The following is a 19,902-nucleotide window of genomic DNA, read 5'->3' on the forward strand; positions in this document are numbered from 1 at the left end:
CCACGACTCCTGCGTCCCCAAAATGACCCTTCGCCTTCTTTCCCTCATCGCGCTCACGAGTGTTGCTGCATTCGCTCAAACGAGCCCCACTTACACCTTCCCCATCCAGGCCAAGACGCCGGAGGAAGAGTTGAAGACGATCCAGTTGCCAGACGGCTATTCGCTGGAGCTGGTGCTTAGCGATCCGCTGATCAAGGAGGCGATGGCGATCGCGTTCGATGGCGACGGCAAAATGTACGTCGTCGAAATGCGCACCTACATGCAGGACATCGACGGCACGGACGAGCTGACGCCGAAGAGCCGCATCTCGCTGCACGAATCGACGAAGGGCGACGGCGTGTTCGACAAGCACAGCGTCTATCTCGATAACATTTTGCTGCCCCGCATGGTGCTGCCGCTGGATGACCGTGTGCTGGTCGGCATCACGAACACGAATGACATCACGCTGCATCGCGATGCGAATGGCGACGGCGTGGCTGATGAACAAACGCCATGGTATGTCGGCGGACCGCGTGGTGGCAACATGGAGCACCAGCCGAGCGGTCTCGTTTGGGGTCTGGATAACTGGATTTACACCACCTACAACGGCTACCGCCTGCGCTGGAATGGCAAGGAGGCACCGCTCAAAGAAAACACCGCGCCAAATGGCGGCCAGTGGGGCCTCGCTCAAGACGACTACGGCAAGATGTGGTGGAGCAATGCCGGTGGCGAGAAAGGCCTGTGGAATTACCAAGCGCCAATCCTTTATGCCGCGATCAATGTGAAGCAGCAGAAGAGCGAGAAGTTCGACACCGTGTGGCCCATCGTCGCGCTCGGCGATTTCCAAGGCGGCACCGGACGCTTCCATTCGCCGACCGACCTGCGTTTGAACCACTTCACCGGCTGCGCTGGCCAAACCATCTATCGCGGTGACCGCCTGCCGAAGGAACTCTACGGCAATGTCTTCCTGCCCGAGCCCGTGGGCCGTTTGATCCGCCGTGCCACCGTCGAAGTCAAAGACGGCATCACCACCGTCGCGAACCCGTATGAGGAGCAGATGAGCGAGTTCATCCGCAGCAGCGATCCGAACTTCCGCCCACTGAACATGACCACCGGCCCCGACGGCTGCCTCTACATTGTCGATGCCTATCGCGGCATCATTCAGGAAGGCAACTGGGTGAAGCCGGGCAGCTTTCTGCGCGGTGCCATCGAGCCCACAGGCATGCAACATGTGACTGGTCATGGCCGCGTGTGGCGTCTCGTTCACAAAGACTTCAAACCCGGCCCGCAGCCGAAAATGATCGGCGAAACGCCTGCGCAGCTCGTTGCGCATCTCACGCATCCGAACGGCTTCTGGCGCGACACCGCGCAGCGCATGATCATCGTCAAAGGCGACAAGTCAGTTGTCCCTGCACTCATGGAGATGTCGGCAAAAAAAGAAAATCATCTCGCGCGCCTGCATGCGCTTTGGACCCTGGAAGGTCTCGACTCGCTCACCCCCGACATCATCCGCACCGCGATGAAGGATGAGCATCCGCAACTCCGCGCCAATGCGATCCGCGTCGCCGAGTCGCTGATTAAAAAGAACGACACGAGCCTGATCGCCGATGTCAAAGCACTCAAGACCGACAAAGACCCGACCGTGGTGCTGCAAACCCTCTTCACCGCCCGCCATTTCAACTGGCCGAACTGGAAGCTCGAAGCGCAGAGCACGCTGCTGACTTCGACCAGCGTCGGAGTGCGCGAGATAGGCGCGCAGTTGCTCGTCGAAGACCCGAAGATCGCGGGCAAGTTCAGCAACGATCAGAAGAAGCAGCTCGAACGCGGCCAGGAAATCTTCCGCTCGCTCTGCTTTGCCTGCCACGGCTTTGACGGCAGCGGCATGCCGATTGCTGGCCGTGAAGGTGCCACGCTCGCTCCACCGCTCGCCGGATCGAAAACCGTTGTGCAGGGCGATGCGATCATCCGTGTCATGCTCAACGGACTTTCCGGTCCCATCAACGGCAAGACCTACGAGGCGCAGATGGTCACGATGGCGACGAATGACGACCAATGGATCGCCGACGTGGCCAGCTACATCCGCAGGGCCTTTGGCAACAGCGGCAAATTCGTGGAGAAGAAAGATGTCGCGAAACTGCGCAAAGATTTGTCCAAGCGCATCACGCCCTGGACCATTGAGGAGCTGCAACAGCTCTACCCGCAATCGCTGACGAATCGCAAAGACTGGAAGCTCACCTCCAGCCACAACGACAAAAATTTGAAGCATGCCATCGATGGCGATCTCGCGTCACGCTGGGACTCGGGCATGTCGCAGAGGCCCGGCATGTGGGTGCAGATCGAACTGCCTGCGGCCACCGAAATCGCCGGTCTCGTGCTCGATACCGCCAAATCGCGCAACGACTGGCCGCGCGGCTGGAAGATCGAAGTTTCGCTGAACGGTATCGAGTGGGACAAACCTGTGCTCGAAGGCAAAAGCGAGACCAACGTCACCGAATTCCTGCTGCCAAAACCCGTGAAGGCGAAGTTCATCCGCATCACCGACACCGGCGAGGTGATGCGCCTGTACTGGTCCATCCACGAGCTGGAAGTACTCGCCGCGATGCACGCGCATCCAGCGGCGGATTAAGCTGGCTACACTTTCAGCCCATAGAATTTGATCGCATTCCCGCTCCACAGCTTCCGCTGCTCGCTGACAGGTCGGGACGAAACGATCTGTTTCAACGCATTCACCCAACCGCGCACCGGGCTGCCGAGCAGACATACCGGCCAGTCGCCGCCGAAGAAGACGCGGTCCGCGCCGAAAGCGTCGAGGCAGTGGTTCACCACCGGGGCGAGGTCTTCGGCGTGCCATTTACCGGGAGGGACGAAGGCGACGATGCCGCTGATCTTGCACATGACGCCGGGCTGCGCGGCGACGGCATCAATGCCGCGTTTCCATTCATCGGCGGTGCAGCTTCGCTTCAAACCGGGGCCGAGCTTGGGATTGAAAGCCTTCGGATCGCCGTTGCCGCAGTGGTCGAGCACGAATCGTGTTTCGGGGCACTGCTGGATGAGTTTCACGCTGTCTTTCAGCTCGGTGGGACGCATGGTGAGTTCGAAATTGAGGCCGTGTTTACCGAGCGTGCGCACACCGCGCACGAATTCGTTGCTCAAACAGAAGCCCGGAGGCGTGGAGCCGCCGTGAAGCACCTGGCGCAGGCCTTTGACGATGCCGTTGCCCGCGAAGCGTTTCACATAGCCCTCAAACTCCGCCGAGGCAGGCCGACCACCGATGGTCGCGGCGATGGTGGGCGTGTTTGCAGCTCTACATTGGGCCACGATGCCGTCGGCTTCCTTGATGTGATCACTCGGAGCCACATCGACCTCCATGTAGATCGCCTTCACGTTCAGGCCTGCGGTGGCCTTCAAGTAGTCGGCAGTGACATAATCATGCTGCAGCACTTCCGGTGCTCCACCGAGCCAGGGGAGATTCAAATCGCGCCTGTCCCAGAGATGCTGATGCGTGTCGATGATGAGAGCGTCTGGTTCGCTGGTGAGGGTGGAACAGGAGGTGAGAGCGGCTCCGGTGGAGGTTTGAAGGAAGTGGCGGCGATTCATGGTGGTTTAGGGCTGTACGCCCGTTTGCGAGATCATTTCACCGGCATTTGCCGATTCGGCATTTTCCGCTACGCTCCGCGCGCTCATGGAACTCGCCCTCACCCCCCTGCTCGCCGTCAATTTCTTCGACTTCTCCTGGATCAACAGCCCGGAGGCCTGGATTGCCTTGCTCACGCTCACCGTGATGGAGATCGTGCTGGGGATCGACAACATCGTGTTCATCTCGATCCTCGTGGACAAGCTGCCGCCGCCGGAACGGCCGCGCGCCCGCTTCCTGGGCCTCGCTTTCGCGATGATCACACGCATCCTGCTGCTGCTCTCGATTTCGTGGGTCATGCAGCTCAAGAATCCGTTGTTCGGCTTGTTTGGGCATCAGATTTCTGGCAAGGACTTGATCCTGATCCTCGGTGGCTTGTTCCTGCTGTACAAAGCGACGGTCGAAATCCATCACAAGGTGGAAGGTCATACTGAAGTGGAAAAGACCACCAAAGCCCGTGCCGCGCTGGGAGCCATCCTTATGCAGATCGCGATCCTCGACATCGTCTTCTCGCTCGACTCCGTCATCACCGCCGTGGGCATGGCGGACGACATCATGGTCATGGTGATCGCGGTGATGATCTCTGTCGGCTTCATGATGGTCTTCGCAGGCTCGGTGAGCGACTTCATCAGCGAGCATCCCACGGTGAAGATGCTGGCGCTTTCTTTCCTGCTGCTCATCGGCACCACGCTGATCGCCGAGGGTTTCCACGTTCACTTCGAGAAGGGCTACGTCTATTTCGCCATGGCCTTCTCCATCTTCGTCGAGATGTTGAATATCCGCATGAAGAAGCGGGCGGCCAAGGCGGCGGCTCTGGCCGAATAAAGTGGTCCGCACTTCGCGAAGCGCGCCGCAGGCAATCCTCTGTGCGGCGCTCCGCCATGTCTCATCATGCCGAATGTCTGCAAAGCGCAAGGCACGGATTCCCTGCGAGAGTTTTTCCCGTTTAGCAAAACCGAGAGACTACCATGCGCCGCACAGAGGACTGTGCAGAACACTTTGGCAAAAATGGCACAATGTTGTGCCGTAAACCGGCCATTTTTGGCACAAATCGTCACCGCTCTTCACCGGTGACGGACCAGGTCAATCACGCTGGAGCCTCGTAAAATCAAGGCTTCCAGCTCGACTGGCATGGTCTGGCACGGCTGATGCATGAGTAGGGGCGGAACACCATTCCAACCCCAAAACTCAAACCAAACTCATCCAAGCCATGAAACTCATCCGCACCAACCCCTCCAGCCTCGGCCGTGTCTCCGACTTCGAAGAATGGTTCCGCCATCCGTTTGCCGGACTGCCGTCGCTGGGTCAATTCATCAACAACCTTGGCGAAGTCTTCCCCGGCGTGACCGGCGATCGCCTGGCCGTCGATGTGCATGAGGACAAGGACAACTACTTCGCCAGCTTTGAGCTGCCCGGCGTGAAGAAGGAGGATGTCAAAATCGAGCTGAACAACGGCCTGCTCACCGTCTCCGCCGAGAAGCGTGAGAAAGACGGCGACAACGAAAGCTCCTACAGCCTCACGCGCTCCGTGTCCGTGCCCGATGGCGTCAATATCGAAGCCATCGCCGCGAAACTCGAAGACGGCATCCTGCGCGTGACCCTGCCGAAGGCCGAGCACAGCAAACCCCGCACCATCGCCCTGAACTGAACCAACCTGGAGTGATGGAGCGCTGGAGTACTGCTCCCGCTCATCACTCCAATTTTCCAAAACTCCACCACTCCATCTTACAACACCATGAACACCACCTGCTCCCCCCGCACCTCCGCTCCCGCCACCTCCGGCGTCACCGAATCGCTGCGCAAGCCGCTCTACAACGTCAACGGCAACGCCGAGGCCTACGAAGTCCGCGTCGAAATGCCCGGCGTGCCGAAAAGCGGCGTGAAGCTCGACCTTGAGGACAACATCCTCACCGTTCGTGGCGAGCGCAACACCACCGTGCCGGAAGGTATGAAAGCCCTCCATCGCGAGCTGTCACCGCTCAGCTACCTGCTCCGCCTGCGTCTCAACACGCCGGTGGAAGAGGACAAGATGACCGCGAAGCTCGAAGACGGCGTGCTCACCCTGCGCCTGCCGCTCAAGGAAGTCGCGAAACCGCGCCAGATTCCCGTGCTGTAAACCAGCGCTTCTCAAAAAACTCCAGCGCCGCCCGCCTCGCCAAAACAGGGGATGCGGGCGGCTGCTTTTTTACCTTCCAGCACGGCACGATCTCGGCTAGTAGCGAGTCATGCCTGACAAACCCTCCTCGCAACCGGCCCTCGTTCAATCCATCGGCGGCTGGCAGATCATGTTTTACGGCCTCGGCTCGATGCTTGGCGCGGGCATTTACGCCCTCATTGGCAAGGCGGCGGGTGGTCTTGGCAATGCCATGTGGCTCGCCTTCCTCATGGCGATGATCGGCGCGATGCTCACTGGCCTCTCGTATGCCTGCGTCGGCGGACGTTATGCGAAAGCCGGCGGCGCGGCCTACGTCACGCAGCGCGGACTGCGCAAACCGCTGCTCAGTTATGTCATCGGCATCGCCGTGATGATGAGCGGTCTCACCAGCATGGCCACCGGCTCGCAGGCCATCATCGGCCAGGTCAAAGAACTCTTCACCTGGAGCCTGGATGACACCAGCATCAAGCTCATGTCCATCGGCGTCGTGTTTCTCGTCGGCTGCGTCATCTATCGTGGCATTCGCGAGAGCATGTGGCTCAACATCCTCTGCACCGTCATCGAGGCCAGCGGGCTGCTGTTCATCATCGCCGTTGGCGTGCGCTACTGGGGCAGCGTAGATTACTTTCAATCGCCCGGTGACACTGTGGCAGGCGGCGTCGGCTCCGGCATCACCTTTGCTCTCATCATGCAGGGCGCGGTGCTCACGTTTTACTCCTTCATTGGTTTCGAGGACATCCTCAACGTGAGCGAGGAAGTCAAAAATCCGGCCAAAAACGTCCCCTTCGGCCTCATCAGCGCGATGATCCTCGCCACCGGCATCTACATGGCCGTCGCCATCACCGCCGTGTCCGTCGTGCCGTGGCAGGAACTCGCGAAAAGCGACGCACCGCTCATGGAAGTGGCCCGCCGCGCCGCACCGTGGTTCACCGGCATCAAGCCGGTCTTCGCCGGCATCACCATCTTCGCCATCGCGAACACCGCACTGCTGAATTACCTCATGGGCTCACGCCTGCTCTACGGCATGAGCCGCCAGGGCCTGCTGCCGCCTGTTCTCGCTACGGTCCATCCGGTGCGCAAATCGCCGCACATTGCTGTCTTCGTGCTCTTTGGCATCGTTTCGCTGCTCATCCTCAGCGGCAGCGTCAAGCAGCTCGCGGAGTCCACCGTGCTGCTGCTGCTCATCGTCTTCACCGCCGTGAACATCTCGCTCGTCGTCCTCAAACTCCGTCCCGGCGAGCCACGCGGCGGATTCGAGCCGCCGCTGCTCGTCCCCATCTTTGGAGCGCTCGTCTGCGCCATGCTCATCATCGTCCGCGTGGAAAGCGCCATCAGCAGCCCCGACCACGCCCAGCGCCCCGCCCCGCTCATCGCCGGAGCCATCATTTTGATCAGCGTGGCGCTGTACTTTGTGCTCAAGCCCAAGAACCCGGTGGTGGTTGAGGATTGAAGAAGAACTCGTCTCACAACAACCCCGGTAGAGCGGTGCCCAAGCCACCTCACTAAGACAGCCAGCATGCCCGCTTCGACGAGGAGGAAACCCGGCAACGATGCGGGCGCGCGGCAGACGGTGTTATTTGGACGAGGCAGTTTGGTGACCTCTACCGATCACCAAGTGATCCGAGCCTCTGAATTTCTTTGCCTGACCTGAATGCCTCATCAAGCTCGTCACCGGTGAATTCGATAAATGAGTCATGAGGAACCATGTTCCGAGCATAGATTACGGTCGTGACACGCAGTTCTCTTGGTGGTGAGATACCTGCTGACCATCCCTGAAAGCGTCCAATCCTGACTAACTGGCCCGGGTGGAGGGGTTCGGGACTTGCGAACTTCCAATTTGTATGTGGAACCTTCGCCCAGCCGTGAGCTCTTTCTGGATAAAACTCAAAGAGTGAATTGAGCGAATTTTTCGAATGCGCTTGGACAATCAACTCATGCGCAGTCATCGAACCTGTGTTCTCCACCGCAACTGATAAACAGACAGAAACCCTATCTTCTCGTGGCGGCTCAAGTTTGAGCATGTAACGGGTCGCCAAGCGAGGTGCCAGGTTGGGATGAAACAAACTACGAAGCAGTGACATCGGGCATGGTTTGGAACCATCTTGTAGGCGGAGGTAAAATTCATTCTCCGACCACCTGGAGCGATGCGGTTTCAACGCGCTCTCAGGAACCAAGCAAACCACAAATCCCTCTTTTATTGAAGCAGACTTGGTAATCGCCTCAACTCGGATACCTCGCAACGGAGGGTCTAGAGCATCCGTAGCCCATTGAATCAGTCGTTCAGCTAACTGTGGGGCATCATGCACTAACGATACTCCTTCCGCTTTTCGATCTGGAGCCTTGATTCCCCAGATCAGCACACCTCCGCCCGAGTTTGTGAAGGCCCCTAAACACTTGCTCCAAATCTGCTTTAGATTCGCATCATTCTTTTCGCGCACTGCCTTCTTATCCTCAGGCAAGGGAGCGGTAAGCTGTTTAGCCTCTTTAAACTCTCTCCATTCATTTTCATCCGTCGCTGCTTCTGGCTGAGCGATTTTTTCAAGGAAAGCAAAAGCACGCTTCTCCTTTGAAACGATCTCCTCGAAAAACAGTTCTGCTCGTGATTTGCTGTTTAGTGATAGCGAACTCATGGAGTTGGGAGAGTGCTTCTGAGCATTTACACATTCAACTTTCAAATCCTCGCTCTTTTTGAAATCATGGTTGAGAATCCATCGCCCATGAGCCAGACCGCCAATCTCCATATCGCCTCCAACATCGCGCTGCCGTCGCCGCGCTCGATGGTCGTTGAAATCGCCCCTACCGAGGCGCAAACCGCCTTTGTGGCCGAATCACGCCGCGACATCCGCGACATCCTGTTCGGCAATGACTCGCGATTCCTCATCGTGCTCGGTCCGTGCTCGATTCACGATCCCGAGGCCGGTTTGGAGTATGCGCGGAAGCTCGCTGCGCTGGCGCAAGAGCTGAAGGACCGGCTGTGCATCGTCATGCGCGTCTATTTTGAAAAACCGCGCACCACGGTCGGCTGGAAGGGCCTCATCATGGACCCCGACCTCGACGGCACCTGCAACATCCCCGACGGCCTGCGCCTCGCTCGGAAAATCCTGCGTGACGTGCTTGATCTCGGCCTGCCCACCGCCACGGAGTTGCTCGATCCCATCACGCCGCAGTACATCGCCGATTTGATCAGTTGGAGCGCCATCGGAGCGCGCACAACGGAATCGCAAACGCACCGCCAGATGGCCTCCGGGCTCTCCATGCCGCTCGGATTCAAAAACGGCACCTTTGGGCACATCATGCCCGCCATCAACGCGATCAAAGCCGCGATGCAGTCGCAGACCTTTCTCGGCGTGAGTGAGGACGGCGTGGCCTCCGCCGTGACGACGAGCGGCAATCCCGACTGCCACATCATCCTGCGCGGCGGTGAAAGTGGCCCGAACTATGGAGCTGACGATGTACACGAGACCATCGCCGGCCTTGAAGCCGCGAAGCTCAAGCCCGCGATCATGATCGACGCCAGCCACGGCAACTGCGCCAAGGACCACCGCCGCATGCCCGATGTCTTCCGCGAAATCGTGCGCCAGCGCGCCGCCGGCCAGAAAGCCATCATCGGCGCGATGCTGGAGAGCAATCTCGTCGGAGGCAGTCAAAAATTTCCACAGCCACTCGACCAACTCACACGCGGCCAGTCCATCACCGATGCATGCATCGACTGGGACACGACAGAGAGCCTGCTGCGTGAAGCGCATGCTGCTTTGAAATGATCCGGCCAAAAGCCGTGAGTAGTGCTCCAAGGTGATGATTTCGTGGGTCAGCCAACTCATTTGGCTCCTTGGTTTTTTAATCCTTGTCTTAAACAAGCGCACTACCTATATCCTGTTTTAGTTCATTATGAGTGCCCATACTTCCGCCACATTGTCCGCATTGCCTCTTTGTGCCGCGAACATCACTTTCATCCAACGGGCCAACAAACTCCTCATCGGCGGTCAGTGGGTGCCATCGGCCAGTGACAAAACCTTCCCCAGCTACAATCCAGCGACCGGCGAAGTGCTGACGCATTGCGCGGAAGGTGACGCGGAGGACATCAACCGTGCAGTCAAGGCGGCACGAAAGGCGTTTGAATCGGGACCGTGGAAGACGATGACTGCCTCGGAGCGCGGGCGCATCGTGTGGAAGATCGGCGATCTGATGCTGCAGCACATCGATGAGCTGGCGGAATTGGAAGCGCTGGACAACGGCAAGACGCTGACCGAGGCGCGTTACGTCGATCTGCCGCTGTCGGCGGACGCATTTCATTACATGGCGGGCTGGGCCACGAAGATCACGGGACAGACGATCAATGTGTCCGTGCCGTATGCGCCGGGGGCGAAGTTTCATGCTTATTCGCTGAAGGAACCTGTCGGCGTGGTGGGGCAGATCATTCCGTGGAATTTTCCGCTGCTCATGGCTGCTTGGAAGCTGGCGCCGGCACTCGCTGCGGGCTGCACGATCGTCTTGAAACCAGCGGAACAGACCCCGTTGACCGCGCTGCGGCTCGGCGAACTGATGATCGAGGCCGGTGTGCCGGAAGGCGTGGTGAACATCGTCACGGGCTACGGCGAGACGGCGGGCGCGGCGCTCGCGGCGCATCCAGATGTCGATAAAGTGGCCTTCACCGGCTCCACCGAGGTCGGGAAGCTGATTTTGAAGGCGGCAGCGGGGAATTTGAAAAAAGTAAGCCTCGAACTCGGTGGCAAATCACCGCAGGTGATCTTCAAGGACGCGCCGAGCATCGAAGCGGCGATCGCGGGCGCGGCTCAGGGCATCTTTTTCAATCAAGGCCAGTGCTGCGTGGCCGGGACGCGGTTGTTTGTGGAGCAGGACATCTTCGAAGAAGTCACGCAGGGCATCGCGGCGGCGGCGAAGAACATCAAATTGGGCTTCGGGCTTGATGCAGGCACGCAGATGGGGCCGCTGGTGTCGCAGGAGCAGCTCACGCGGGTCACGGGTTACATCGAGTCCGGCAAACAAGATGGCGCAAATTTCCTCACTGGCGGTGCGCGGCATGGGGACAAGGGTTACTTCGTCGAGCCGACGATCATCACCAACACGCGGCCGGAAATGAAGGTGGTGCGTGAGGAAATCTTCGGTCCCGTGATCGTGGCGGAACCTTTCACTGACGAGGCGGATGTGATGCGTCGTGCCAATGACACCACCTATGGCCTCGCCGCAGGCGTGTGGAGCAATGATGTGGCGCGTGCCCACCGTGTGGCCGCCGCCTTCCACGCGGGCACCGTGTGGGTGAACTGCTACTACGTTTTCGATTCGGCGCTGCCGTTTGGCGGCTACAAGCAATCCGGCTGGGGGCGTGAGATGAGTGGTGAGGCGCTGGAGCTGTACACGGAAACCAAGGCGGTCATCATCGGTCTGTGATCTTGTGAAATGCGCGCAATGCAGCTCTGACAACCCGGCCGAGGCCAAATTTTGCACCCAATGCGGGGGCGAATTGAAGCGTCGTTGCGCGCAGTGCCTGACGGAAATCAGCGCCAAGGCTAAATTCTGTCATGAGTGCGGCACGCCGGTGGGAGTGAGTCCAAACCAAGTCGGCGTCGCCGAACCGGTCGCCGCCGAGCCACGCGTTTTGCCCACGGTCACGCGGGAAATGGCCTCTGCGGCCATCGCTCCGGCGGATGGTAACACGGCGGAGCGCCGCCAGCTCACGGTGATCTTCAGCGATCTCGTGTCCTTCACGCAGTTGTCGCAAAAAATGGACCCGGAAGACCTCAACACCGTGGTGCATGACTACTACAACGTGTGCAAGGCCGTGTGCAAAAGCTACGAGGGCCATGTGGCCAACTATCTTGGCGACGGCGTGCTGATGTTCTTCGGTTACCCCGTGGCGCATGAAGACGATGCCAGCCGTGCCGTGCGCACCGGCCTGGCGATCATCGAAGGCGTGTCCGCGCTCAATCAGCGCACGCACAACACCGGCGGCATCAAGCTCCAGGTGCGCGTGGGCGTGCATACCGGTCTCATGATCGTGGGCGATGATCGTGCGGGCAACTGGCAGCAAATGGCGCTGGGCGAAACGCTGAACATCGCCGCACGCGTCCAGGCGGTGGGGCAGCCGGACTCCGTGGTGGCCAGCGCGGTGACGCAGAAACTCATCGAGGGCTTTTTCTCCTGTCGCAGCCTCGGCATTCACACGCTGAAAGGCGTGGAGCGGCCGATGGAGGTGTTTGAAGTCTCGCATGAAACGACCGCGCGCAGCCGTCTCGAAGCTGCGGGCCGTGGCGGCCTCACACCGCTCACCGGTCGCGAGAGCGAGGTGCAGCAGTTGCTTGAATGCTGGGAGGAAAATTATCAGGGCAAGGGACAGGCCGTGCTGCTCAGTGGCGAGGCAGGCATCGGCAAATCACGGCTGGTGCAGATGCTCAAGGAGCATGTCGCCAATGTGCCGGGCGCGTGGCTCACTCCGTGCCAGTGCTCGCCGTATCACAAGAGCACGGCGTTCCATCATTACGCCGATCTGCTGGAGCGCGTGGTGCTGAAATTTGACCGCAATGAACGCCCGCGTGACCGGCTGCAAAAAGTGGAGGGCTTGCTGCGCCAGTACGGTATTGAGCTGGAGGTGACGCTGCCTTCGCTCGCGGCGCTGCTGTCCATCCCGCCAGAGGCCGGCTACACGCCGGTGGAAGAGCCGCAGCAGCAGAAACGCGCCATTATTGAGAGCTATGTTCACATCTTGAAGGAGCGTTCGAAGAAACAGCCGCTGCTGCTCGTGGTGGAGGATTTGCAGTGGGCTGATCCGTCCTCGCTGGATATTTTGGGCGAGGTGGTGGCCGCTGTGGCGGACCACCGCATCCTGGCGCTGTTCACCTGCCGGCCGGATTTTGATTCACCGTGGAAAAATGTGCTGCAGGTGAAACACATCGCCCTCCAGCGGCTCAATCCGCAGCAGGTGCGCACGATCTGCCTGCGTGTTGCCCATGGCAAGGCGCTGCCGGAGGAAGTGATCGAGCAAATCATCTCCCGCACCGATGGCGTTCCGTTGTTTGTCGAGGAATTGACGAAAATGGTCATGGAGTCCGGCATGTTGAAGGAATTGGGAGATTCCTTTGCGCTCTCCGGCCCGCTGCCATCGCTGGCGATCCCCACCACGCTGCAAGATTCGCTGATGGCGCGTCTGGACCGGCTGCACACGGTCAAAGAGATCGCACAGGTAGGCTCCGTGATGGGTCGCGAATTCATCTTTGAGCTGATGCGGCATGTGTATCCGCTGGAGAACTCGTTGCTGCGCGTCAGCCTTGCGCAGCTCGTGGATGCGGAGCTGCTGTTTCAGACCACGGGCGACTCCGACGCCACCTACACGTTCAAGCACGCGCTCGTGCAGGAGGCGGCCTACCAGTCGCTGGTGAAGTCACGCCGCCAGCATTACCACCGCATCATCGCGCAGGCGCTGGAGGAGCATTTCCCGCACACCGCCGCCACGGACATGGAAGTGCTGGCGCATCATTACACGGAGGCCAATCTGCCGTGGCAGGCCGTGCCGTATCTGCTCAAGGCCGGTGCCAGCGCCGCGAACCGTTCCGCGCATTCGGAAGCCATCACGCATCTCAATCGCGCCATCGAGTTGCTCAAAAAACTGCCCGACAACTCCCAGCGCTGGCAGCACGAGATCCAGGCGCTCATCGCTCTCGGTGTCTCGCTCACCGCGACGAAAGGTTACGGCGTCAAGGAAGTCGAGCGCACCTACACGCGTGCGCGTGAACTGAGCGAGCAGTGCGGCACGCCAGGACAGTTGTTTCAGTCACGCTACGGCCTGTGGCGGCTGCACATGCTGCGCGCGGAATACGGCATCGCCACGCAGCAGGGCGAGGAGTTGCTCGAACTCGCCAACCGGCAGGACAACACGGCCTTTCACATCGCCGCGCATCGTGCGCTGGGTGCCACGCTGTTCTATCGCGGCCAGTTTCAGCGCTCCAACGAGCACGTCGCCAGCGTGATCGCCGCCACGACCACCACCGAGGGCGACAGCGACACGCTGGTGCGTGACATCTACGACGTCGTCGATCCCCGCGTCACCTGCCGCTCCTATCTCTCATGGATCTTGTGGATGCTCGGCCATGTCGGCCAGGCGCAGAAGGAAAGCCAGCGTGCCATCGCGCTCGCGGAGCAGTTGCAGCATCCGTTTTCCATCGCGCTGGCCCTCAGCTTCGCCACCTGGCTGGAGCAGTTTTGCGGCAATGTCGCGCGCGTCAAAGAACTGGCCGCACGCGCCATGGCGCATTGTAAAATGCACGGCTTTCCGTTCTGGATCGGCTGGAATCAAGTCATGCTCGGCTGGGCCGCCGCGCATGAGAAAGGCACCATCGGCGATGCCGTCTCCCTCATTCACAAAGGCCTCGCCTACTGGAATGAAAAAGGTTCCAACCTCGGCCGCGGTTACTTCCTCTGCCTGCTGGCCGAGACGCACATGCGCCGCGACGAATGGGCGCAGAGCATGGACGCGCTGTCCCAGGCCCAGGCCTTCGCGAATGAAACCGACGAACGCTACTGGGAGGCCGAGCGCTTCCGTCTCAGTGGCGAGTTGCTGATGCGCCAGGGGCAATCCTCCGAGCAGGCGGAAATTTTCTTCCAGCAGGCGCTGGCCAAGGCGCGTGAGCTGTCCGCCCGCTCTCTTGAACTGCGCGCCGCCACCAGCCTCGCGCAATTGGCGCAGAAGAATGGTCGCGCGGGTGATGCCAAAGCCACGCTCGCCGCCGTGCTCACGACGTTCGCCGAAGAACAGGACACGCCGGACATGGCCGCCGCCCGCACGCTCCTCGCCGAGCTGGTCTGAACGATTTTCCCACACCACACGCATGACCACAGACACCTATGACTACATCGTCGTCGGCGCAGGCTCCGCAGGCTGCGCCGTCGCCGCACGGCTTTCCGAAAATCCAGCCGTGCGCGTGCTGCTGCTCGAAGGCGGCGGCACGCATGACCACGCGAACGTGCATGATCCGGTGCAATGGCCCACGCTGTTCTATGGCGAGCTGTCCTGGAACTATGTGACGGCACCGATGAAGTCCTGCCTCAACCGCGTTGACCATGTGCCACGCGCGAAAATGCTCGGCGGCTGCCACAGCCACAACGCGAACGCCTGGGTGCGCGGCCATCCCTCCGATTACGATCGCTGGGCCGCTGCGGGCAATGACGGCTGGAGCTGGAAGGACGTGCTGCCCGTGTTCAAGAAAATCGAAGACTGGCAAGGCCCCGCCGATGAACTGCGCGGCACTGGCGGCCCGATGTATGTCACACCACCGGTGAATCCGAACCCGGTGGCCGCTGCATTCGTCGAATCCGGCCCCGCCATCGGTTTGCCGAAGGTGTTCGACAACAACAGCACGTCGATGGAAGGCACCAGCTACTTCAATTTTACCGTGAAGGACGGCAAACGCTTCAGCGTCGTGAACGCCTACCTGCTGCCCGCGATGCAGCGCAAAAATCTCACTGTCATCACGAATGCGGAGACGCATCGCGTCATCATCGAAGGTGATCGCTGTGTCGGTGTCGAATTTGCACACGAAGGCAGGCTGCAAACCGTCCGCGCTGACAAAGAAGTCGTGCTCAGCGCCGGCGTCATCGGTTCGCCGTCGATCCTATTGCGTTCCGGCATCGGTCCTGCGGCTGAATTGGAACAACTCGGCATCAAGGTCGCGCTGGACCTCCCAGGCGTCGGCAAAAACCTCCAGGACCACGTTTTGTTCGCCGGCATCAACTACGAATGCAAAATCGAACTCCCTGCTCCGCGCAACAACGGCGCGGAAAGTACCATGTGGTGGAAGTCCGACTCCGCACTCGCCACGCCCGACATCCAGCCCGTCATCATCGAGTTCCCCTTCGCCACGCCCGATCTCGCGCCGCTGCTGCCGAACCAAAACTGCTACGCCATCGCTCCGAGCATCGTGCAGCCGCAGAGCCGCGGCTCGCTCACCCTCGCTTCCGCTGATGCCAGCGTGGCGCCCATCATCGACGTGAACTACTTCGAGGCCGAGGCCGATGTAAACGCGATGCACTTCTGCATCGAACTGTGTCGCGAAATGGGCGCTTCATCCGCCTTCGACCACTTGCGTAAACGCGAAGTCATCCCTGGCAAGCAGGGACGCATCGAAATGATCGAGACGCTAAAAAAAGGTGCCACCACCTACTTCCATCCCACCAGCACCTGCAAGATGGGCAGCGACGACCTCGCCGTCGTCGATTCACGTCTGCGCGTGCGCGGCATCACCGGCCTGCGCGTCGCGGATGCCTCCATCATGCCCACGATCACGACGGGCAACACCAACGCGCCCTCCGTCATGATCGGCGAGCAGGCGGCCGCCTTCATTTCAGCGTAACCCAACATCAACCACACAGACAGACATGAGCACCACCAGCATCAGCCTCGGCACGGAGGACCGTCTCACGATTCTCTATTCGTATCCCAACGTCACGGGAGACACAAAATCGCTCGCGGACACCATCGCACATTGGTTTGGGCAAACCCTCGTCCGCGATGGCTGCGCGAGCGCCAGCGCCAGTGTCCGCGTCGATGGCACGGGCAATTATTTCCTCGACCTCACCGGCCCGGACAATCTGGCCGCCAGTTTCGCGGGTTACGCCAAGCGCCTGCCGCAATTCCTCGCCAATGGTTGGGCCGCCTGGACCAACGTCGTGCCGATGCTGCAAAAGACCGGCAAGTGGGATCCTTGCCCTGACAAACCGGCCTCATCCTATCTGCCATGGCGCTTCTTTCTCCCGCACGGCATGCCCATGCTGAATCAAAAGGCGCTGCTGTTCTTCCATTACCCGCCGATCCGCCTGCTCCAAACCAATCAAGACTACCTCGACGATCCCGTGCCCGTGCGCTGTGAGGAACTGCTCGCCGCCAACGGCGTCACCTCGCTCCCGGGCGATCTCGCCAGCGGTGACATCATGCTCTTTAACACCGTCATGGATGCCACGCCCATCGGTGCCGAGGATGATCAAGGCTCCAAGAACCCGCAGCAGTGCGCCAAAGACAACTGCCCCGCCACCGCCTACGATCCAGATTACGGCCTCATCCCCATTCAGTACTTCCCCGACTACCAAAAGGCCCAGGTCTCGCTGCTTCTCAATCCCTCGCCCAAGTCCGGCTACACCGCGCCCATCGTCATCTACGGCGCACATCCGCTGGCGACCTTCAACAAGCTCTATGGCACGAAACTGAAGGTATATCAGACCACTGTCGTCACTGGCATTCTTCCCGGCCTGAAAACGCCCGTGCTGGCCTCCTCACACCCGTATGTGTTCTACGGCATGGCCCAAGGCTTCGGCCCTGGTCAAATCGGTGCCGGCAGCATTCTCCCACCCTTCAAGGATGATAAGGGGCAGATGCACTACCCGCTCAAGGATGCCACCGCGCAGATGATCAAAGACCTCGCCGTCGCCCGCTGGCTCAAGTCGATGACCGACGACCCGTCACAACCTGTTGCCGACGTCTGGACCGCCGCGCAGAAGTTCTGGAACGATCCTGCGCAAACCAACACCGTCAGCGACCTCGTGCAGCATCAAGGCTCGCTTTGGTACTACAATCTCCCCAAGCTGGACTTTAAGTTCAAAGTCCCGCTGTCATCTGCAAACGCCACCAAAGTCACCGCTGCCAAACCCGCAGCACCCGCCAAACCCATCGCCACCACCATGAGCACCACCGCAGCATCCGTGAAATCAACCACCGGCCTCCAGGTCATCGGCGACAACGGCACGCCCGTTGACTGGTGGTTCATCTACAAGGTCTCGGCGGAATCGCAGTCACCAGGCAAACAGAAAGCCACCGGCCAGGAGTTCCTCTATTTCGACTCCGACATGGCCGCCAAGTCCGGCGCGAAGCCCGTTCTCTCCAAGAACCTCATTGATAAAAGCGGCGCGCTCTTTGACACCTACAGCCAGTTGTTCACGCCTGCCGCCAAGGCCAACAAAGACCTCGGTTACTTCTGCTACAACGACGAAGACCGTCACGAGCCAGGTAGCGCCACCGCCGGCACCGGCCCCTCGCCCTGCGGTCACTGCAAAGGCGCGCTGGCCTTCGATCTCGCCAGTGATTCCGCCCTCTGGCTCATCCACTCCGTGCCGCTGCTGCCGATGGCAGCAGAGTTCGTTTATCCCGGCACCGGCCTCAAAATGGCGCAGACGATGCTCTGCATCCAGCTCCAGAATGCCGCCGCCACCAAGAACATCGCCCAGCTCATGCTGGATGCGCACGGCCCGAATGTGCATGTCTCCTCCGACCTGCTCACCAACGCCAACAACAAGGTGAACAACTTTGCCAACCCGCCCGTGACCAACGTGCCCGGCAAACTCCGTGCGCTCGACACGAATGATCCGCGCCTCGCGCTGATGGCGAACAACATTCCCAACAACCATGACGGCTCCAAAATCAAGCCCTACAGCGGCCAGGTGCCGTTCCAGTCCAAGGGCGGCCAGGCCTTCCTCGCCATCGCCAAAAATCGCGCCTGGGGCGATCAAACGGACAAGCTCGACACCACCCGCAAAGACTTCTACGACGACCTCGTCAGCGTCGCGCTCAACGAGAACATCGAAGTCGAGACCTGGGAGAATGCCGGGATCGACAAAACGACCGGCAAGCTCAAAATTCCGCCGCCCAATGAAAACGGCGAGCAGCATTCCGTCGAGAACATGCTCTCCGTGAACCTCGCCCCCATCGTCAGCCCGCCCGATATTCCGTGGTCCTGGGGTGAGGCCGTCGATCACGCCAAGCTCGCCATCTCCGACCACACCAATCCCGCCGGCACCGACCGCTGGGTCTGCGTCGGTGACATCAACTTCACCAACTCCATGGAAAAACGCGGCGGCGGCACCTGTGCCTTCATCTGCGAGCCGCTCTGGAATGCGCTGAGCCAGATCCTCCTCGCCACGCCTGAAGCAAAAGCCAAGTCCTCAGGCGCAGCCGCCAAGAAGCCCGCTGCACCAACGAAACCTGCCGCCAAACCAAGCGCCGCCAAAACGGCTGCGGCCAAGCCTGTGGTGGCGAAGAAAGTCGCTGCCAGAAAGCCGGTCGCCAAAAAGAAGGCTCCAGCAAAGAAGACAGCTCCGAAGAAAGCCGCGCCGAAGAAGCAGCCGGTCAAAAAAGCCGCGCCAAAGAAAAAGACGCCAGCCAAGGCAGCGTCGAGGAAAAAAGTTCCGTCCGGCAAGAAGACCGGAAAGTCCAAGGTCATACCGAAGAAGAAAACAGCGGTGAAGAAGGCTCCAGCCAAGAAAACCGCGCCCAAAAAGGCGGCACCGAAGAAAACTTCCAAGAAGGCAGCGCCTAAAAAACCTGCCGCCAAGGCCGTGAAAAAGAAAGCGGCCAAAAAAGCCGGGAAGAAACGTTAGCAGAACTGTGGACGACCTCGCTGAACGCATGCGTGCCGATCTGGCGGAGATCGGACGCACGTTCATGCCGTTCGGCAAGTACGGACCACAGCACTTTCCACCGAACGGGGTGCCGATTTACGACATTCCGGCGGAATATCTTGGCTGGTTCGCGAACAAGGCCGGATTCCCGAAAGGCAGGCTCGGCGAACTGCTGCGCATGGTGCATCAGATGAAGGCGGACGGCTCTGACACTGCCTTCGATGTCTTCCGCAAGCGCCATGGCCGCACGGATCTCAAACCGGCGAAGCGGAGGTCGTGGAAGTTTGACGAGTGACTTCGTTTACCCACGAATCGGCGGCCCATACCAGACGTAGCACATCAGATACACGATGATGCCGGTCGCGGAGACATAGAGCCAGATGGGCACGGTCCACTTTGCCATGCGCTTGTGTTTGTCGAAGCGCTGACGCAGTGCGGGGACGACGGTCATGATGATCATCGGCAGGTTCAGGACGGCCAGCGGGATGTGCGTGAACAGGATCGTGAAATAGATCGGGCGCGTGAGACCGGTGCCGGCGAACTTCACATGGCCGGCGTGGTAGTGGTAATAAAGGTAGCAGCCGAGAAACGCGGTGGAGAACAGCAGGGCGACGATCATGCTGACGATGTGCGGCTTCTTCTGGCCGATCTTGATCATCGCGAGACCAAGAATGATGTGCAGCAACGCGGCGGCGTTGAACAAGGTGTAAAGCTTGGGGAGTTCGAAAACGGTCATGGG

14 protein-coding genes are annotated in these 19,902 nt (G+C 60.0%); 11 read left to right on the forward strand and 3 right to left on the reverse strand.

From position 1 onward, the window contains the following. Window positions 1-22 precede the first annotated feature (22 nt). Window positions 23-2,605 (forward strand): discoidin domain-containing protein, encoded by a 2,583-nt coding sequence (locus U1A53_RS01620; RefSeq protein WP_322278606.1) that lies wholly within the window; start codon window positions 23-25, stop codon window positions 2,603-2,605. A 5-nt stretch (window positions 2,606-2,610) separates the two neighbouring features. Here the strand turns inward: U1A53_RS01620 and U1A53_RS01625 are convergent, their stop codons facing one another. Then, window positions 2,611-3,576, reverse strand: a complete 966-nt coding sequence (locus tag U1A53_RS01625; RefSeq protein WP_322278607.1) for an amidohydrolase family protein — start codon at window positions 3,574-3,576, stop codon at window positions 2,611-2,613. A gap of 85 nt (window positions 3,577-3,661) precedes the next feature. Here U1A53_RS01625 and U1A53_RS01630 point away from each other — a divergent pair, with 85 nt between their 5' ends. The 4 genes from U1A53_RS01630 to U1A53_RS01645 all read left to right on the forward strand — a co-directional run bounded on the left by U1A53_RS01630 (window position 3,662) and on the right by U1A53_RS01645 (window position 7,218). Further along, on the forward strand, window positions 3,662-4,438 hold the full coding sequence (locus U1A53_RS01630; RefSeq protein WP_322278608.1) for a TerC family protein: 777 nt from the start codon (window positions 3,662-3,664) through the stop codon (window positions 4,436-4,438). 385 nt (window positions 4,439-4,823) lie between these two features. Then, complete coding sequence (locus U1A53_RS01635; RefSeq protein WP_322278609.1) at window positions 4,824-5,261, forward strand: Hsp20/alpha crystallin family protein; 438 nt, start codon at window positions 4,824-4,826, stop codon at window positions 5,259-5,261. Window positions 5,262-5,348: 87 nt separating this feature from the next. After that, entirely contained in the window at window positions 5,349-5,729 is a 381-nt protein-coding gene (locus U1A53_RS01640) for an Hsp20/alpha crystallin family protein (protein WP_322278610.1), read from the forward strand. Window positions 5,730-5,838: 109 nt separating this feature from the next. Beyond that, a complete protein-coding gene (locus U1A53_RS01645) occupies window positions 5,839-7,218 on the forward strand; it encodes an amino acid permease (protein WP_322278611.1) in 1,380 nt (459 codons plus the stop codon). A gap of 151 nt (window positions 7,219-7,369) precedes the next feature. Here the strand turns inward: U1A53_RS01645 and U1A53_RS01650 are convergent, their stop codons facing one another. Next, the gene (locus U1A53_RS01650; RefSeq protein ID WP_322278612.1) at window positions 7,370-8,398 is read right to left on the reverse strand and encodes an ATP-binding protein; all 1,029 of its coding nucleotides are present in this window, start codon (window positions 8,396-8,398) and stop codon (window positions 7,370-7,372) included. Window positions 8,399-8,485: 87 nt separating this feature from the next. Here U1A53_RS01650 and U1A53_RS01655 point away from each other — a divergent pair, with 87 nt between their 5' ends. The 6 genes from U1A53_RS01655 (at window position 8,486) to U1A53_RS01680 (ending at window position 19,458) form a co-directional block, all read left to right on the forward strand. Further along, window positions 8,486-9,529, forward strand: a complete 1,044-nt coding sequence (locus U1A53_RS01655) for a 3-deoxy-7-phosphoheptulonate synthase (protein WP_322278613.1) — start codon at window positions 8,486-8,488, stop codon at window positions 9,527-9,529. Window positions 9,530-9,656: 127 nt separating this feature from the next. Beyond that, window positions 9,657-11,177, forward strand: a complete 1,521-nt coding sequence (locus U1A53_RS01660) for an aldehyde dehydrogenase family protein (RefSeq protein WP_322278614.1) — start codon at window positions 9,657-9,659, stop codon at window positions 11,175-11,177. A 4-nt stretch (window positions 11,178-11,181) separates the two neighbouring features. Further along, window positions 11,182-14,586 (forward strand): adenylate/guanylate cyclase domain-containing protein, encoded by a 3,405-nt coding sequence (locus U1A53_RS01665; protein WP_322278615.1) that lies wholly within the window; start codon window positions 11,182-11,184, stop codon window positions 14,584-14,586. A gap of 22 nt (window positions 14,587-14,608) precedes the next feature. Continuing rightward, complete coding sequence (locus U1A53_RS01670) at window positions 14,609-16,129, forward strand: GMC family oxidoreductase N-terminal domain-containing protein (RefSeq protein ID WP_322278616.1); 1,521 nt, start codon at window positions 14,609-14,611, stop codon at window positions 16,127-16,129. Window positions 16,130-16,154: 25 nt separating this feature from the next. After that, window positions 16,155-19,142, forward strand: coding sequence for a deoxyribonuclease II family protein (locus U1A53_RS01675; RefSeq protein ID WP_322278617.1), 2,988 nt, complete (start codon window positions 16,155-16,157; stop codon window positions 19,140-19,142). A 28-nt stretch (window positions 19,143-19,170) separates the two neighbouring features. Further along, complete coding sequence (locus tag U1A53_RS01680) at window positions 19,171-19,458, forward strand: DUF3820 family protein (protein WP_322278618.1); 288 nt, start codon at window positions 19,171-19,173, stop codon at window positions 19,456-19,458. Between the two features lie 6 nt (window positions 19,459-19,464). Here U1A53_RS01680 and U1A53_RS01685 read toward each other — a convergent pair whose 3' ends face one another. Then, on the reverse strand, window positions 19,465-19,899 hold the full coding sequence (locus tag U1A53_RS01685) for a DUF420 domain-containing protein (RefSeq protein WP_322278619.1): 435 nt from the start codon (window positions 19,897-19,899) through the stop codon (window positions 19,465-19,467). Between the last annotated feature and the right edge of the window lie 3 nt (window positions 19,900-19,902).

The organism is Prosthecobacter sp. (assembly GCF_034366625.1).
Taxonomy (GTDB): domain Bacteria; phylum Verrucomicrobiota; class Verrucomicrobiia; order Verrucomicrobiales; family Verrucomicrobiaceae; genus Prosthecobacter.

Coding starts and splice junctions, on each gene's coding strand:
- U1A53_RS01670 (WP_322278616.1), top strand. CDS start 14,609: ATGACCACAGACACCTATGACTACATCGTCGTCGGCGCAGGCTCCGCA.
- U1A53_RS01655 (WP_322278613.1), top strand. CDS start 8,486: ATGAGCCAGACCGCCAATCTCCATATCGCCTCCAACATCGCGCTGCCG.
- U1A53_RS01620 (WP_322278606.1), top strand. CDS start 23: ATGACCCTTCGCCTTCTTTCCCTCATCGCGCTCACGAGTGTTGCTGCA.
- U1A53_RS01685 (WP_322278619.1), bottom strand. CDS start 19,899: ATGACCGTTTTCGAACTCCCCAAGCTTTACACCTTGTTCAACGCCGCC.
- U1A53_RS01630 (WP_322278608.1), top strand. CDS start 3,662: ATGGAACTCGCCCTCACCCCCCTGCTCGCCGTCAATTTCTTCGACTTC.
- U1A53_RS01660 (WP_322278614.1), top strand. CDS start 9,657: ATGAGTGCCCATACTTCCGCCACATTGTCCGCATTGCCTCTTTGTGCC.
- U1A53_RS01640 (WP_322278610.1), top strand. CDS start 5,349: ATGAACACCACCTGCTCCCCCCGCACCTCCGCTCCCGCCACCTCCGGC.
- U1A53_RS01645 (WP_322278611.1), top strand. CDS start 5,839: ATGCCTGACAAACCCTCCTCGCAACCGGCCCTCGTTCAATCCATCGGC.
- U1A53_RS01675 (WP_322278617.1), top strand. CDS start 16,155: ATGAGCACCACCAGCATCAGCCTCGGCACGGAGGACCGTCTCACGATT.
- U1A53_RS01680 (WP_322278618.1), top strand. CDS start 19,171: ATGCGTGCCGATCTGGCGGAGATCGGACGCACGTTCATGCCGTTCGGC.
- U1A53_RS01635 (WP_322278609.1), top strand. CDS start 4,824: ATGAAACTCATCCGCACCAACCCCTCCAGCCTCGGCCGTGTCTCCGAC.
- U1A53_RS01625 (WP_322278607.1), bottom strand. CDS start 3,576: ATGAATCGCCGCCACTTCCTTCAAACCTCCACCGGAGCCGCTCTCACC.
- U1A53_RS01650 (WP_322278612.1), bottom strand. CDS start 8,398: ATGAGTTCGCTATCACTAAACAGCAAATCACGAGCAGAACTGTTTTTC.